We start from the raw sequence: 15,056 nt of genomic DNA, 5'->3' as shown, positions 1-15,056 counted from the left end.
GTTTCATCGCGCCGCTAGGTGCCGAAGTGGTGGAGCTCGGGCCTGTGAATGCCACCATCCACAAGGTGGATGAGTGCGTGAGCGTGGCTGATCTTGAGCGGCTGCCTGCGCTTTATCAGGCGATTTGCGAGCGCATGCTTGTGTAAGCACATAGCCTTCCCTGGTCGGAGCCCATTCATTCGCGAAGCAAGACGCGACTTGGATCGCGGCTTGGGGGTTTAAAACCCCCACTCTGCGGCCGAATCGCAGATGGCTTCGCGAATCAAATCGCTCTCGCACGCGTCGTACCCAGGTGCAACCAGGTAATCAGCGTCAAAGCTCACTAGCAGGCGGCTATTACGGCAGCCGGAAAAGTCGCTGATCTGCCCGTGACTATCAGTGCATCGGCATGATTTCCAACGCATGCTGCTGCTCGCCTGGCAGCAGGGGCGTAGGCGTTCCTTCGAACCAATCGGCATGGCCCACGCCGAAAAATGGCGACATCGGGTGATCGCTCTGGCCGCCCGGCATGTGCAGGATGCTTACATTCTCATGGCCGGGGCTTGCTACCAGCCTTTCGGATGAGCCAAAGGCTGGACCTGCCACGCGTGGCATGTTGGCGTCGCCAGATTGCCGATCGTGTGGCATGTCCAGGTAGCGCGCCAGCCCTGACGGCAGCACGCGCGCCAGTGGATGATCGATGGCGGCGCGGTTCTCCTCGCCCCAGGTGCGTGCCGCCAGCCCACCGGGCTGTGCCGCGAGTTTGTCAGCCACTTGGCGCGCGGCGTCCAGCAGCAATGCGTGCCAATCGGCGTAATGAGGGTCCAGCAGATGCATTGGCTTGCGATCGATCATCGTCCACACGGCCGCTTCGGCGCTGTCATGCGTTGGCCAAGCAAAATCACCATGGCGAGCGCTGACCCTGGCGATAAAAGGCGCCAGCACCTCATGGAATACCTGTTCGCGAAAGGCTCGTACCAGCCGATAATCGACGCTGTCTGCCGCCGCGCGGCCGCCCCAGGTAGCGGTGAGCTGGCGCATTTGCGCAAGTCGCGGATCGTCCTGTCCGGCCAGGGTGGCTTGCAGCAACTGTTGCCAGCGCGTGAGGAATATCGCCCGATCATCCAACTGGATGGCGAGCAAGTCTGTAGGCGCGAAACGATCGTGCGCCTGCAGATCGTTGCGGATCTGCTGCGCGCGCGCCCCCACGTCGTAGCCGCCATTGCCGACGAGCGATAGTGCGTCGCCATCGACAATGCGATTATTGGCGGTCCATAGCCGCCCGCTTGCGGGGTCTTCGACGCGCGGATACTGTGCGGCGTTGGCCCAGCCAGTCCAGCCGTTGCCAGGCTGTGCGCCATCGGTCGGCAGGCTCGCATGCATGCCGCTGCGTAGTGGAATGGCATTGCTGGCAAGGGTCCAGCCGATATGGCCTTCCTTGTCGGCCACCAGCATATTCTGCGGCGGAATGCCGAAGGTATGCGCCAGGCCGAGCGCTTCATGCACGTTCGTAGCAAGGCTTAGTTCGGCAAGGCCCAGGTTGTACGAACGAGGCAGTGCGCCGATCCACGAAAGCGCCAATGGCGTGCCATCGACATCCTCGCCCATGATCGGTCCCCAGCGGGTGTCCTCAACCTTGAGCGTATAGGGTGCTGCTCCCTTGATTGCGATGACTTCGTCGTGGCTTTCGATCGTAGCCCAGCCCTCGGGGACCTTGTAGCGCGACGGATGGGCCGGATCGCGCTGCACGCGGAACCAGTCCTGCCAATCTCCGTAGCTATTGGTGAAACCCCAGGCGATGTGACCGTTGCTGCCTACGACGAGCGCCGGTACGCCGGGAAGGGTCAGGCCGTTCAGATCCACCGCGCGTGAACCGTGCCGGGCAACATAGCTGTCGTTGTCCGTGTGATAACGCAGCCGGGCACGAAACCAGATATTGGGCACACGCAAACCCAGATGCATGTCGTTGGCCAGGATGGCCGAACCGGTACTGCTGAGCGAACCGGCCACGGCGAAGCTGTTGCTGCCGATGCGCATATCATCAAGTGCAGGCGATACGGCCGCCGCCAGACTGGCGACCTTGGCATTGTTGTCGCCTGCGGGTGATCGTCGCAGGTCCAGCACGTCAGGTCCTGGCAGATCGACTGCGGGCGACTGCCCACCGACCAACGGCGCCTCCCAGGCCGGATCGGCGGCAAGCAGGAAGTCGACCACGGGGCCGGGCAGGGCGGCACGCATCCGCGCCGTATTGAGTTCACGCAGGTTGTTGCCGTCCTCATTGAGATCCAGGTACATCGCCGCGATCACCAGGAGTGAATCCTCCGGCAGCCACTCGCGCGGTTTGCTTCGCAGCAGGACGTATTCCCATGGGCGAGCGCCCAGTTCATCCAGGCCGCGATTGACACCCCAGGCATACTTGATCAATCGCGAACGCTGCTGTGGCGTCAGGTTTTCATAGGCCTGATGCACCACCGCGCGAAGGCGATGGCGTCGATGGCCGATGTCGGTCTTCAGCGCTGCCTGCCCCACCAGTTCGGCCAGTTCACCGGCCGCCACGCGACGCATCAGGTCCATCTCGAAGAAACGTTCCTGCGCGTGTACGAAGCCCAGGTCATAATCGGCATCGAGTTCGTCATCCGCCTCGATGGTCACCAGCCCGTGTGCGTCGCGAACGATTTTGCTTGGGGCGCCCGCGGAGGTGGCAACGTGCCAGCCGTCCAACTCGGGCAAGCTGCGGTGCAGTATCCACAGGTTGATCATGACGGCCGCCACCATGAGTAGCAAAAGCACGGTGGCGACTGCCGCCAGCCAGCGCCGTAATGCGCCATGCCGCCTGGGTTTGTCAGTCTTCATCGTGTTCGAAAACGGCGAAGATACCCGCATAGGGCTTGACCATGAAGGTGGGCGCGCCTGCGTAGCCGGCGCCATCGACGTAGAACTGCGAGATGGTGCCGTCCAGGTAAAGCGCGTCACGGCAACCCAACTGGTCACGGAACAATCGCGCGAAGGTATGGAAATTCACGGGTGCTTCGCTGACGGCGAACACGACGTCATGGGGCGTTCGCGCGCAGACGCCGCTTCGCCACTTCATGCTGGAGGAATCGTCCACGAATTGATCATTGAGCTTTCCATCGATCACCAGCATGGGGCCCGATTGCGTGGCCCACTGGGCAGGGCGGGCGTCGTTCTTGAAATCGGTGCTGGTACGTACGGCTGCGTGGCCGTCGGGATACACCACGAACACGCCATTGGGCTGCAGTGAGAAATTACCCGCCGAGGGTTTGCCGCGAGCCAGGTTCAGCGGCACCAAGGCTTTTCCGTTTTCCACGTACAGGCCAAGGGGCGAATATTGTCGGTCATAGATGCCGGCGTTGGCGGCAAAAAGGAGGCGCCGGTTCCTGGCCATGCCCCACTGTCGTACCGCCTCGATGGTGCCGAAGGGATCGCCGCTTTCGGGATTTTTCCAGAATAGCGCCAGGGGCTCGCGTGCGATATCCACCTTGACCACGCGAAAGCTCTGGCTGTCGAAGGTGATCTCGCTGCTGTCCACCGCCTGGGCCTGCCGGTTGCAGCCGGCAAGAAGACCCAGCAGGGCGATGGGGAGCAGATGGCATAGACGTCGATGGGAGGCACGCATATCGCGATGGTGGCTGGGGCCGTGCGCGAAACGCAAGTCCATGAAGTACATTGCGTGCGTGCGGCTGCATTGCCCGGCAGAGCGGGCTAAACTTTCGCTTTTCCGCGCGGCCCTTGCCATGCCTTACACCCCTATCGTCGCCACCCTTGGCTATGTATTGTCGGCCGACCGCCGCCGGGTGCTCATGATCCATCGCAACTCCCGGCCCGACGACATTCACCTGGGCAAATACAACGGCCTGGGCGGCAAGATGGAGCCCGGCGAGGATATCGCCCAGTGCATGCGGCGGGAAATCCGCGAGGAAGCCGGTATCGAATGCCTATCGATGCAACTGCGCGGCAGCTTGAACTGGCCCGGTTTCGGCAAGCAGGGCGAGGATTGGCTTGGCTTCATCTTCCTCATCGATGACTTCGAAGGCCAGCCATTCGAATGCAATCCGGAGGGCACGCTGGAATGGGTCGACCGCGACCGCCTGATGGACCTGCCGATGTGGGAAGGTGATCGGCACTTCCTGCCCTTGGTCTTTGACGACGACCCGCGACCTTTCCATGGGGTAATGCCGTATCGAGACGGCAAGATGCAGTCATGGAGTTTCAGCAGGTTGTAGGCGTGTAGGCGCCAGGGCGGCCTCACTCCAAAGCGGCCTCACCCAAAAGCACCCCACACTCAACGCCAGCTTCTCAGCGCGACGACGGCATTCAACCCGCCAAACGCGAACGAATTACTGATCGCGGCGTTCACCGTCTGCTTGCGTGCCACGTTGGGTACGTAGTCAAGGTCGCAGACGGGGTCCTGTTCCTGGTAGTTGAGGGTGGGAGGGATGATGCCTTCGCGTAGTGCGCCGATGGCGGCGATCATTTCCAGGGCACCGGCTGCGCCCAGGGCGTGACCATGCATGGGCTTGGTCGAGGATATGGCGAGCTTGTGCGCGTGCTCGCCGAAGACCTGGTGCAGGGCGCGTGTCTCGGTGCTGTCGTTGGCCTGGGTACCGGTGCCATGGGCGCTAACGTAGTCGATCTCTTGCGGTGAGAGACCGCCATCACTCAGGGCGGCTCGGATGGCCGCGGCCGCACCCGTGTCGGAGGGGGCGGCGATGTCGCCGGCATCGGAGCTCATGCCTGCCCCGGCCAGTTCGGCCAGGATCGTTGCGTCACGAGCCTGCGCGTGTTGCAGAGTCTCCAGCACGAACATGCCGGCGCCTTCGCCGAGCACGATGCCGCGACGACCGGCGCTGAAAGGGCGACACTCGGGGGCCAGTACGCGCATGGCTTCCCAGGCACGCAAGGTACCCAGGGTGATACATGCTTCAGTGCCTCCGACGATGGCGGCATCGACAAGCCCGGTGCGGATCATCATGGCCGCCTGCGCGAACGCATGGTTGGACGATGCACAAGCACTGGCGACGACGAAGGTCGGGCCGGTAATGCCATGGGCCATGCTGATGTGGCTGGCCGACGCGTTGATCATCATTTTGACGATGCCCAGCGGGTGCAGGCGTGAGGCATTGTCGGCATAAAGGCGGCGATACTGATCGTCGCGCGTGGCTTCTCCGGAGGCCCCGGTGCCCACCACTACCGCCGTACGCGAAGCCAATTCGCCCTCGAAGCGAATGCCTGCCTGGGCAACGGCTTCGTCGGCGGCCACCAGGGCATACTGACCGGCCAGGTCCATCATGGTCGCGCGTTGCCCGGCGATGCGGGCCAGCGGATCGAAGGCCTTGACTTCAGCAACCACGTTGCCGGCCTTGAGCTGCTCGGCCGGCAGTCGGGTGATGGTGGCGATGCCGCTCTGTCCGGCCCTCATGGCCTGCCAAGTGGAAGTCGCGTCATGGCCCAGCGCGCACAGCGCGCCCATGCCGGTGATCACTATGCGGCGCATGAGCTCAGCCGGCCTGCTTGGCGGCGATTTGCCGATCGATGGCCTCGATGAGCTGGCCGACCGTGCCATTTTCGAAATCGGTATCTTCGTTGGGCAAGGTGACGTCGAAATGTTCTTCGAGATCAAAGAGCACTTCGATCGCATCCAGCGAGGCAACGCCCAGATCCTTCAGGGTCGATTCCAGCGTGATGGTAGTGATATCGATCTTGGCCTGCCTGGCGATGATCTCGTAGGTTTCCTGTTGGGCGCTCATCGGTGGGTCCTCGCATTTCCTTTGGGACGATGCCGGCATAACGCCGGTAGCTTTCACAAGCCTGACGAACTGTATGGTCAATGTCCAGTTGCCGGTTACCTTTCATCCAGCTTTTCATGCGGCGCCTTGCGTAGTCGTATGCTATGCGCTTGTTTGAGCCGGAATCCTCAACGTCGTGCGGTATCTGAACCAGCTCGAACCCGACGCCCTGGTGGCGCGGTTCGCCGAACATCCCCCGATCGGTTTTCGCGTGCTGGATGCGGCCGGTACCCCGGCATTCGCCGATGATTTTGATTTGTTGACCACGGCCGATGCGCCCGTGCGCCAATATGTCATGAGGGCCCCCGGTTATCGCTGGTGGGGACGTATGCTGCGTTGGCATACCACTTTTGTCGGCACCACGGTATCCGAATACGCGCTGTTTCCGCTGCAGGCCAATCCAGCGACGCTACCAGGCCAGTTACGGCTGGCACTGGGCAGCCGCCAACGCCTGTCCATCATCAAGGACATCCCGTCGCCTTCGCCCTTGCTCGATGAGCAGGCCAATGTGTGGAACCGGCATTTCGCCGAGGCGTGCGAGCGAGAGGGCTTCATCCTGCTCGAAGGACAGGCGCTGGCCTACGTGCCGATCGATTTCGACGATGAAGATGCGTATCTGGCGCGCTTGTCGTCGGGGCGGCGCAAGGACATCCGGCGCAAGTTGCGCAAACGCGATGGCGTCGTGGTGGAGCCGGTGCAGTGCGGTGATGCTTTCACCGCCGATGCCATGGTCGATGCGTTCTATGCGCTCTACGACAATGTCTATGCGCAAAGTGAAATTCATTTCGATCGTTTGAGCCGTGATTTCTTCGCCGCGGTGCTGCGCGATGCGACCAATGGCGGTACCGTCTTCGTCTATCGCCACGAGGGTGCGATGATTGGCTGGAACCTGTGCTTCGTGGTCGACGGCAAGCTCATCGACAAGTACGTGGGATTTTCCTACCCGGCCGCACGTGAGCAGAACCTGTATTTCACGAGCTGGTTCCATAACCTGGCATGGGCCAAGTCGCAGGGCCTGACGCACTACGTGGCCGGCTGGACCGATCCCCAGGTCAAGTCATACCTGGGCGCCAGCTTCACCTTGACCCGGCATGCGATCTACCTGCGCAACCCGTTGCTGCGTGCACTGGCGCGCAAACTCGGGCGTTTCTTCGAAAGCGATAGCCAATGGGCAACTCATGAGCAAGCGTGATCCGCTGGTGCTGGATTTCGACGGTTCGGTCGGCGTGCTACCGGGCGCGGCCGTGGTGCCGCTCGGTGATTGGCAGGAGGCGATTCGCTTTGGCTGCACCTTGAGTACCTTCGGCAAGCTGCGCACGCACCTCGATGCCCACCTGCCGCCGGAATACGGCACGGTGCTGATGGGATCGGGGGACTATCACCACCTGACCTGGCCCCTGGTCGAGCGGCAGCGCGGCAAGGGAAGCTTCCAACTGGTGGTATTGGACAATCATCCAGACAACATGCGTTTTCCCTGGGGTATCCATTGCGGATCCTGGGTGCGCAAGGTGGCCTTGCTGCCTTACGTCAGTCACGTGCATGTGGTCGGCATCACCTCAGGCGATATCGGTGCCAGGCATGCGTGGGAGAATTACCTGCAACCCCTACGCGCCGGCAAGCTTACCTATTGGTGCATGGATGTGGACGTGAGCTGGGCGAGTCGGTTGGGGTTGGCCGACGCTTTTCGTCGGCATGCAGACCCTGATGCCTTGACGATGGCCTTCGTGGAGCAGTTGCGCAAGGCACCCCAATCGACCTATCTGTCCATTGACAAGGATGCCTTCAGCGTCGACACGGCTCGCACCAACTGGGACCAGGGACGTATCGAGGAGCATCACGCGATGGAGATCATCCAGGCCTTGCGGGGACGCGTCATCGCCAGCGACATTAATGGCGAGGTATCGGCCTACGCGTATCGCACTTGGTGGAAGCGACTTCTCAGCGGCATGGATGGACAGGAGGCGGTGCCACAGTCCGAACTCGATGCCTGGCAGATGCAGCAGCGCGCACTCAACACGCGCCTGCTCACAGCGATCGCGGCCAGTAGCGTGTAGCGATCAGCCAGTCACCGTGCGTTGGAGCACGACATGGATGCGTTCGAACTCGTCGTCGCGCAGCCATGGGCTGTTGGTGATGGTGAGTGAGCGCGCGGCGAAATGGCGTGCCTGGGGTAAGTCCGTTTGCGGCACGATGCCATGCAGATAGCCGTAGTCGGGCAGGGCATGAATGAACATGCGGCTCACCCCCAGGCCGGCTGTCCATAGTTCGCCCAGCGCTGCGTCGCGCATCTTTTCGTTGGGCATCAGGAGCAGCAGCACTGGCCAGATACCTTCCTGGCCGGGCGCGTCGCCAAACACCGTCACTCCCTCGATGCCGCGCAGGCGCGCAATGCGCGACAGCGCCTGGTTGCGGGTGACATGCATGAAATCGTGCAGTCGTGACAAGGCACGCGTGCCCACTGCCTGGCGCCACCCGCTGACTTCATGCAGTGGGATATCGGGTCCGAAGTCGTCACCGACCGCGGCCACTGGATCGTTGGCTGCCAGCGCCTTGCGCAGCGGCCTGCCGTAAGCGAGTGCTAGCAGGGATGGCCGATACACAAGACCGTATCCGCACAGTTCGAGCGCACGCTGTCGGTTCATGTGCGAGTCGTGCCGAATCACCTCGCGATGGCTGGACGCCAGTGCTTCTCGCATCATGGTATCCCTGGCCACCAGCAGCCCTCCTTCGAACAAGGTGAGTCCCTTGCCGACGGCCAGACTGAAGAAGCCCGCGTCACCCAGCAGGCCGACGCTCTGGCCATCCTGGCGCGCGCCGGTTGCCTGTGCGGCATCCTCGACCACGAACGCGCCCACGTCTTGCGCTATCGCCAAGGCCGTGGATACATCGGCGATGCGTCCTGCGATATGCGTGGGAACGATCGCCAGCGTGTTGCCGCCGGCCATCGCAACCAGATGGCCGGCGTCCATGTCGAAGTGGCCGGGCGCCAGGTCGCAGAGGCGTATCGACAGCCCGGCGCGATGAATGGCCCATGCCACCAGCGGGCAGGTCCATGCGGGTACGATCACTTCGTTACGCTCAGGTCGGAGCTGTCGCATCGCATGCAAGGTGACCACCAGGGCCGCCGTACCGGAGCACTCCATTTGCATCGGTGGCGTGCCCAGCCATGCGGCGGCTTGCGCGGCAAAATCTGCCCGACCAGGACGCAGGTCTGACAGGCGCAGTGGCAATCCAGCGGTGGGAGGCAGCTCGCGCATGCGTCGCGCTCAATGGCCGGCGGTGACGCCCGGCGCGCCCTTGGCCTCGGTCGGTGCATCGCCCTCGGGATGTGCGCCGGACTCGGCGAACGCCAGACAGACGATACCGGCCACGATCAGCAGCGCACCGATCACGCGGCCCACGGTCAGCGGTTCGTGGAACAGCCAGATCGAAAACAGCATCACGCTGACCACCTCCAGATGCGTCACCGCGAATGCCGGGCCGATCGGCGCATGCTTGAGCAAGGTCATCCAGGTAAAGAAGTTACCCACGTAGCCGACCACGGCCAGGTAGATCCATGGATGGCCGAAGACGCGCACGATCCATGCCCAGTTGGCCTCTGGCGGAAAAGCGTGGTTGCCGGCGTACTTGAAACTCAACTGCACGATGGTGTCGAACAGCACCAGCACTGTGAAACCGATGGCGTAGAAACGACCCAGCCCGGGTTTGATGGCATCGGATGTCATAGGCTCAACCTCCAGCGATGCCAACCACGGCCACGCCAAGCGTGACCAGTGCGATACCTGTCACGCGCAGCGGCGTGAGTTTCTCGCGGAACAGGATACGCCCGGCGATCATGATCACCACGATGTTGATCGAGCCCAGCAGCACGCCTTCGGAAAGGTCGACCAGCGACAGGAAGGCGATCCACACCAGGAACTCGGCGACATAAGCAAGAACGCCGACCCACAGCCACGGGCGCGATGCCATATAGCGCCAGCGCGCGATGCCGTCACCGGCATTGGGGTCGCCGGCAGCGGCTTTGAAAGCCAGTTGGCCCACGGTATCGAGCGTGACGTTGAGTAGCCACAACGCAACAACAAGCGGTGTCACGAGGGTCGCCTTCAGGCTGCGGCGCGAGCGGCGGGCTTGTACGTATCGGCCACGCGACCGAAGAACTCGGCCGAGCGTTCGGTCAACAGGCGGCGTTCGCGATCGATGGTAATCATGTGATAGCTATCCTTGAGCATAAGCATTTCCACGGGGCCCGAGACCCCTTGCTCGACCAGGCGCGCGTTGGCGACGCTGGCGATGTCATCCTCGACCGCATGCGCCACCAGACACGGAGCCTGGACGCGGGGCAGGTCGCGACGCACGACCTGCGCCATGTTGTACATCTCGGCCAGTGACGGCCAGGGATTGCCAGGCAGGCCTGCCGCTGCGCTATCGCCGCCGAGCATCAGGCCGGCCACTTGCGCGCGCAGGCGCTCGTCACGGATGCCATAGGGCTCGTTCTCGTGAACCATCCAGTTACGACCGATGCCCAGCCTGCCGATCAACGGCAGCAGGAAGGAAAACCGGTTGTACCAGGGAGTGGCCCATCCGTCGTATTTGAAGGTGGCGCCATAGACGCCCACGCCCTTGACCCACTGCGGTCGCTCGGCAGCCAGCTTCAGTGCCAGCACGGCGCCCATCGACAGGCCTGCCACGAACAGATGATCCACTTCCTGGCGAAACGCCTCGGCGGCCTTCTCCACGCTGGCATACCAGTCTCGCCAGCCAGTCTTGATCAGGTCCTGCACGTCACCGCAGTGGCCAGCCAACTGCATGCCGTAAACCGAGAAGCCGGCGCGGCTCAGGCCCTTGCCGACCAGGCGCATCTCGGCCGGTGTGCCGGTCAGCCCGTGGATCAGCAACACGCCACTGCGACCACCTTCGAAGCGGAATTCCACGTTCTGGATCATGGACGCACCGCCGTGGGCACAGCGAGCGGGAGCTTGGCAGTTGTTTGCATGGCATCGGACACGAGGACGGATGCTGCGCAGTGTGCCTGCCTACTCTTTCCGAGGGCTTTCCGGGGAGGGCAGAGAGCTGAGGAGTGAGTGGAGAGGAATGAGGAGTGAGAGCCTGGCTGGTGCAAGCTGGAGGCTTTCTCACTCCTCACTCCTCTCCACTCGCTTCTAACTCTCGCCAGCCTGGTTTCAATCAGTGGCCGTGAAACTGTCCCACGCCGATGTTGACGCTGACGCCGCCGGTGGGGTGGTCGCAGCTGCCCGTGCGCTTGCTGAAGCTGATGTCGCCGGTCTGGTAGTTGCCGCCGAAGTGGCTACCCGAGACCACGCCCATGCCGACGCTGCCATGGACCTGGGTGTTGTTGTAGGTGGCGTCGTCGCAGTCCTGGCGCTCGGCAACGACGCGGTCCTCGTCGTGATAGATGCGACCACTGGTGTCGCCGTAGTACACCCCGGGCGCATCCTTAGGACGGGTGCTGTTGCTGCTGGCCGAGGGGGCGGTATTGGCGGTGGTCGAGGACGAGGCAGGCTTGGGCGCCGTGCTGCTGCTTGCCGGTACGCTGCTGGGCGGCATGTCATTGGGCAGCTTGAGATTCAGCGGCGCTTTACTGGCCGACTGGGCCATGGCGCCAGCGGCGATCAAGGTGGAGACAAGGGCGGTCAATACGCGCTTCATGGTGTTTCCTCGGGAACATGGCCCATAACGCATGGCGGCGCGGGGCGGTGCACATTGTTTCCTTGGATGACTGGCCGCGACGGGAGTTCCTGCCGCGGCCGTTCAGGAAACGGATCATCCCGTGGTTTCGATGCGCTCGACGCGGCGCAGGCCGCGTGGCAGCACACCGCCGCGGGATGCGCGATTGCCACCGAACTCGACCAGGTCAGACCAGCGCAGGGTCAGCTTGCGCTGGCCGGCAAAGAGTGTGACCTCGCCCTTGCCTTCGGTCACCACGGCCACGCCTGCGACACGCTCGTCGCCGGAGCTGAGCTTGGCTTTCGGAATCTCGATCAGCTTGTTGCCCTTGCCCTTGTCCAGTTCCGGCAGTTCGGCCACCGAGAACATCAACAGGTGCCCTTCCGTGGTTACCACCACGATGCGATCGCGCGACGGATCGGCGCTGATTTGTGGCTGTAGCACGCGGGCGCCATCGCCCAGGGTGATGATCTGCTTGCCGGCCTTGTTGCGACCGGTCAAGGCTTCGAAACGAGTGACGAAGCCGTAGCCGAAGTCGGTGGCCAGGATCAGGCGCGTATCGTTGTCACCGGCAACCAGCGCGTCGAAGCTCGCACCCGCTGGTGGCGTGAAGCGGCCAGTCAGCGGCTCGCCGTTGCCACGTGCCGATGGCAGTGTATGCGCCAGCGTGGAATAGCTGCGACCGGTGGAATCGATCAATGCCACTTGCTGCGTGGTGCGCGCGCGCACCGCCGACAGCAGGCTGTCGCCTTCGCGGTAAGACAGGCCTTCGGCATCCACGTCGTGGCCCTTGGCCGCACGAATCCAGCCCTTCTGGCTCAGCACCACGGTCACCGGCTCGCTCGCCACCAGGGCGCTTTCGTCCAGCGCCTGTGCTGCCTCGCGCTGCACCAGTGGCGAGCGGCGGTCGTCACCGAACTTGGCCGCATCGGTGCGCAGCTCTTCCTTGATCAGGCCCTTGAGCTTAGCCGGGGATTTGAGCAATACATTGATGCGCGCGCGTTCTTCTTCCAGTTGATCGCGTTCGCCATTGATCTTCATTTCCTCCAGGCGTGCGAGCTGGCGCAGGCGCGTCTCCAGGATGTAGTCGGTCTGCTCCTCGGACAGGCCAAAGCGCGCCATCAGCACCGGCTTGGGTTCTTCCTCGGCGCGGATGATGCGGATCACCTCGTCCAGGTTGAGATAGGCGATGCGCAGGCCTTCCAGCAGATGCAGGCGACGCTCGACCTTCGCCAGTCGATGATTGAGGCGATTGGTGACGGTTTCGGTACGGAACTGCAACCATTCGGACAGGATGCGGCGCAGGTCCTTCACCTGCGGACGGCGATCGAGGCCAATCATGTTGAGATTGACGCGGAAGCTCTTTTCCAGGTCCGTCGTGGCGAACAGGTGCTGCATCATCTCGTCCGCGTCCACACGGTTCGAGCGCGGCACGATGACCAGGCGGATCGGATTCTCGTGATCGGATTCATCGCGCAGGTCCTCGATCATCGGCAGCTTCTTCGCGCGCATCTGTGCGGCGATCTGTTCGAGGATCTTCGACGGGCTGACCTGGTGCGGCAGTGCGGTGATGACGATATTGCCATCCTCGCGCATGTACACCGCGCGAGCACGCACCGAGCCGGTACCGGTCTTGTAGATCGACAGCAATTCGTTGCGCGGCGTGATGATTTCCGCTTCGGTCGGATAATCCGGGCCACGCACGTGCTCGCAAAGATCTTCCACCGAGGCGTCCGGATCGTCGAGCAGGCGGATGCAGGCGCTGACCACTTCGCGCAGGTTGTGTGGCGGGATATCGGTGGCCATGCCCACGGCGATACCCATCGTGCCATTCAAAAGTACATGCGGCAGGCGCGACGGCAGCGTGCGCGGTTCTTCCAGCGTGCCGTCGAAGTTGGGCACCCATTCCACCGTGCCCTGGCCCAGTTCAGCCAGCAGCACATCCGCGATGGGATTGAGCTTGGACTCGGTGTAACGCATCGCGGCGAAGCTCTTGGGATCGTCCGGCGAGCCGAAGTTGCCCTGGCCGTCGATCAGCGGGTAGCGATACGAGAACGGCTGGGCCATCAGCACCATCGCCTCGTAGCAGGCGCTGTCGCCATGCGGATGGTATTTGCCGATGACGTCACCGATGGTGCGCGCGGATTTCTTCGGCTTGGCGCCTGCGGCCAGGCTCAGCTCGCTCATCGCATAGATGATGCGGCGCTGCACCGGCTTGAGGCCGTCGCCGATGAAGGGCAGGGCGCGGTCCAGCACGACATACATCGAATAATCGAGGTAAGCGCGCTCGGTGTATTCCTTGAGCGGGATCTGTTCGTAATTGGCTTGCAGATTCATGAAGTTACGTCAGGTTTGCGGGGCGCCGACGAGCAGCGCAACCCGGGGATGGTGCCAGAACCGGACCATTTTGGCGCGTCCGGGTCTCAGAAGCTGCGCCCCTTACTCCACCGTCACGGTGAAGCCCAGCGACTGCAGTTGCTTCTGCAAGCTGTCAGGGCCGGCCAGGTGGCCGGCCCCCACCGCCACGATGCTGGTGCCACTGGCCGGGGCGCGCAGGCGCTTAGCCAGGATCTGCGCCCAGGCCTTGTTGCGGTCAACGATCAGGCTCTTGTAAAGCGCCGGGCTGTCTTTCTTAAGCTCCACGCTCTCCAGCCGGGCGATCACCGTGGTATCGCCATTCTTCCAGGCATCGACCAGCTCGCGCAGCTTTTTCGGCCCCTCGTCGACCTCGCGAAAGGTCTGGCGCAGCATGTCCAGTTGCATCGCCTCGGGCATGGTGGCGAAGATCTTCAACTGTTGCTCGGCATTCTCCAGCCCGTCCACCGGCTTGCCGGCCTGGGTCATGCGTGCCTTGAGCTGTTTGTCCACGCCCTGGCTGGGGTCCATGCCTGCCTGCATCAGCGGTGCCACGGTGAGCGTCAATGCGGCCAGCCAGGGCTGCATGCGGTCGAGCGTACCCACCGGCACGTGCGCCGTATCGGCCGCACGCCGGAGTCGCGCCTGGTCGGCGGCGGCCAGTTTCTGCGACAGCGGATGTTGCAGGTCCAGCCCGTACTTGAGCACCAGCATGTTCATAGTGACCGGATCATCGTCCACCAGCTCGATGCTCAAGCGCTGGCTTTTGTCCAAGGCTTGTTCGAGCTTGGGCGACATCCAGTCCGTATCCGACGGCAACAGATGCACCGTGCCGAACAGGTAGATTGTCGTATCACCCTGGCGCACCGCCCAGAGCAGCGGCTTGGCATAGGCCGGTGCGCAAAGCAGAAGACCGACCAGGGTGAGGACGAGGAGGCGAAGGAAGCGTTGCACGATAGCGATACTCATCAGACGACCGCCGCTGTGGGGAGACAGGGCATGAATGGGAAATCACTATAGCGCGACAACAGGAGACCTCTGAGAGTCTTTCCCATCTGCCATCCCGGCGAGGGGAGGCTCCGTGCCTTCGAACCCAACTTTCTTGACGGCTGCCGGCGACCGCGTCGCGTGCCTCTGCGGGATTCGGGAACTGGAGGTTTGAGGATGCTCATCAAGCAAGGGGCCGGTTTGGCTTATCTCATACCTCTGGCTATGGAGATCCTTGAGATC

General features: G+C 62.9%; 14 protein-coding genes and 1 pseudogene. 4 read left to right on the top strand and 11 right to left on the bottom strand.

What is annotated here, in order from left to right; genetic code table 11:
- Window positions 1–146 (top strand): annotated as a pseudogene (locus VF436_RS07170) (succinyl-diaminopimelate desuccinylase); the annotation flags it as partial.
- Between the two features lie 229 nt (window positions 147–375).
- On the opposite strand, the gene VF436_RS07165 reads toward VF436_RS07170, so the two are convergent.
- Both VF436_RS07165 and VF436_RS07160 read right to left on the bottom strand, forming a co-directional pair.
- Complete coding sequence (locus tag VF436_RS07165; protein ID WP_330903319.1) at window positions 376–2,832, bottom strand: penicillin acylase family protein; 2,457 nt, start codon at window positions 2,830–2,832, stop codon at window positions 376–378.
- Window positions 2,822–3,616 carry a phosphodiester glycosidase family protein gene (locus VF436_RS07160; RefSeq protein ID WP_330903321.1) on the bottom strand — a complete coding sequence of 265 codons (795 nt, stop codon included), beginning with the start codon at window positions 3,614–3,616 and terminating at the stop codon, window positions 2,822–2,824. The genes VF436_RS07165 and VF436_RS07160 overlap by 11 nt, the downstream gene beginning before the upstream one ends.
- A 118-nt stretch (window positions 3,617–3,734) precedes the next feature.
- Here VF436_RS07160 and VF436_RS07155 point away from each other — a divergent pair, with 118 nt between their 5' ends.
- Window positions 3,735–4,223, top strand: a complete 489-nt coding sequence (locus VF436_RS07155; RefSeq protein ID WP_330903318.1) for an 8-oxo-dGTP diphosphatase — start codon at window positions 3,735–3,737, stop codon at window positions 4,221–4,223.
- Between the two features lie 59 nt (window positions 4,224–4,282).
- Here the strand turns inward: VF436_RS07155 and VF436_RS07150 are convergent, their stop codons facing one another.
- Window positions 4,283–5,494 carry a beta-ketoacyl-[acyl-carrier-protein] synthase family protein gene (locus VF436_RS07150; RefSeq protein ID WP_330903317.1) on the bottom strand — a complete coding sequence of 404 codons (1,212 nt, stop codon included), beginning with the start codon at window positions 5,492–5,494 and terminating at the stop codon, window positions 4,283–4,285.
- 4 nt (window positions 5,495–5,498) lie between these two features.
- Window positions 5,499–5,747, bottom strand: a complete 249-nt coding sequence (locus VF436_RS07145; protein ID WP_330903316.1) for a phosphopantetheine-binding protein — start codon at window positions 5,745–5,747, stop codon at window positions 5,499–5,501.
- 175 nt (window positions 5,748–5,922) lie between these two features.
- Here VF436_RS07145 and VF436_RS07140 point away from each other — a divergent pair, with 175 nt between their 5' ends.
- Window positions 5,923–6,978, top strand: coding sequence for a GNAT family N-acetyltransferase (locus VF436_RS07140; RefSeq protein WP_330903315.1), 1,056 nt, complete (start codon window positions 5,923–5,925; stop codon window positions 6,976–6,978).
- Window positions 6,965–7,840 carry a hypothetical protein gene (locus tag VF436_RS07135; RefSeq protein WP_330903314.1) on the top strand — a complete coding sequence of 292 codons (876 nt, stop codon included), beginning with the start codon at window positions 6,965–6,967 and terminating at the stop codon, window positions 7,838–7,840. Before VF436_RS07140 ends, VF436_RS07135 begins: the two co-directional genes overlap by 14 nt.
- A 3-nt stretch (window positions 7,841–7,843) precedes the next feature.
- On the opposite strand, the gene VF436_RS07130 is transcribed toward VF436_RS07135, so the two are convergent.
- The 7 genes from VF436_RS07130 to VF436_RS07100 all read right to left on the bottom strand — a co-directional run bounded on the left by VF436_RS07130 (window position 7,844) and on the right by VF436_RS07100 (window position 14,795).
- The gene (locus tag VF436_RS07130; RefSeq protein ID WP_330903313.1) at window positions 7,844–9,043 is read right to left on the bottom strand and encodes a DegT/DnrJ/EryC1/StrS family aminotransferase; all 1,200 of its coding nucleotides are present in this window, start codon (window positions 9,041–9,043) and stop codon (window positions 7,844–7,846) included.
- Window positions 9,044–9,052: 9 nt separating this feature from the next.
- Window positions 9,053–9,484, bottom strand: coding sequence for a DMT family transporter (locus tag VF436_RS07125; protein WP_330903320.1), 432 nt, complete (start codon window positions 9,482–9,484; stop codon window positions 9,053–9,055).
- A gap of 31 nt (window positions 9,485–9,515) precedes the next feature.
- Window positions 9,516–9,878, bottom strand: coding sequence for an EamA family transporter (locus VF436_RS07120; protein ID WP_330903312.1), 363 nt, complete (start codon window positions 9,876–9,878; stop codon window positions 9,516–9,518).
- An 11-nt stretch (window positions 9,879–9,889) separates the two neighbouring features.
- Window positions 9,890–10,729 (bottom strand): alpha/beta hydrolase, encoded by an 840-nt coding sequence (locus tag VF436_RS07115; RefSeq protein ID WP_330903311.1) that lies wholly within the window; start codon window positions 10,727–10,729, stop codon window positions 9,890–9,892.
- Window positions 10,730–10,970: 241 nt separating this feature from the next.
- Window positions 10,971–11,453 (bottom strand): hypothetical protein, encoded by a 483-nt coding sequence (locus VF436_RS07110; RefSeq protein ID WP_330903310.1) that lies wholly within the window; start codon window positions 11,451–11,453, stop codon window positions 10,971–10,973.
- A 114-nt stretch (window positions 11,454–11,567) separates the two neighbouring features.
- Window positions 11,568–13,808 carry a DNA topoisomerase IV subunit A gene (gene parC, locus VF436_RS07105; protein WP_330903309.1) on the bottom strand — a complete coding sequence of 747 codons (2,241 nt, stop codon included), beginning with the start codon at window positions 13,806–13,808 and terminating at the stop codon, window positions 11,568–11,570.
- Between the two features lie 102 nt (window positions 13,809–13,910).
- A complete protein-coding gene (locus tag VF436_RS07100; protein ID WP_330903308.1) occupies window positions 13,911–14,795 on the bottom strand; it encodes a TraB/GumN family protein in 885 nt (294 codons plus the stop codon).
- Window positions 14,796–15,056 lie beyond the last annotated feature (261 nt).

It is taken from the genome of Dyella sp. (genome assembly GCF_036384435.1).
Taxonomy (GTDB): Bacteria; Pseudomonadota; Gammaproteobacteria; order Xanthomonadales; family Rhodanobacteraceae; genus GSA-30.
The sequence above is the reverse complement of the archived record's forward strand: the minus strand, read 5'-3'. Positions and strand labels throughout refer to the sequence as shown.

What these genes read in the sequence shown, in the direction of transcription:
- VF436_RS07130 (WP_330903313.1), bottom strand. Translation starts at nt 9,043, where the DNA reads ATGCGCGAGCTGCCTCCCACCGCTGGATTGCCACTGCGCCTGTCAGAC.
- VF436_RS07150 (WP_330903317.1), bottom strand. Translation starts at nt 5,494, where the DNA reads ATGCGCCGCATAGTGATCACCGGCATGGGCGCGCTGTGCGCGCTGGGC.
- VF436_RS07110 (WP_330903310.1), bottom strand. Translation starts at nt 11,453, where the DNA reads ATGAAGCGCGTATTGACCGCCCTTGTCTCCACCTTGATCGCCGCTGGC.
- VF436_RS07135 (WP_330903314.1), top strand. Translation starts at nt 6,965, where the DNA reads ATGAGCAAGCGTGATCCGCTGGTGCTGGATTTCGACGGTTCGGTCGGC.
- VF436_RS07165 (WP_330903319.1), bottom strand. Translation starts at nt 2,832, where the DNA reads ATGAAGACTGACAAACCCAGGCGGCATGGCGCATTACGGCGCTGGCTG.
- VF436_RS07100 (WP_330903308.1), bottom strand. Translation starts at nt 14,795, where the DNA reads ATGAGTATCGCTATCGTGCAACGCTTCCTTCGCCTCCTCGTCCTCACC.
- VF436_RS07145 (WP_330903316.1), bottom strand. Translation starts at nt 5,747, where the DNA reads ATGAGCGCCCAACAGGAAACCTACGAGATCATCGCCAGGCAGGCCAAG.
- parC (WP_330903309.1), bottom strand. Translation starts at nt 13,808, where the DNA reads ATGAATCTGCAAGCCAATTACGAACAGATCCCGCTCAAGGAATACACC.
- VF436_RS07160 (WP_330903321.1), bottom strand. Translation starts at nt 3,616, where the DNA reads ATGCGTGCCTCCCATCGACGTCTATGCCATCTGCTCCCCATCGCCCTG.
- VF436_RS07155 (WP_330903318.1), top strand. Translation starts at nt 3,735, where the DNA reads ATGCCTTACACCCCTATCGTCGCCACCCTTGGCTATGTATTGTCGGCC.
- VF436_RS07115 (WP_330903311.1), bottom strand. Translation starts at nt 10,729, where the DNA reads ATGATCCAGAACGTGGAATTCCGCTTCGAAGGTGGTCGCAGTGGCGTG.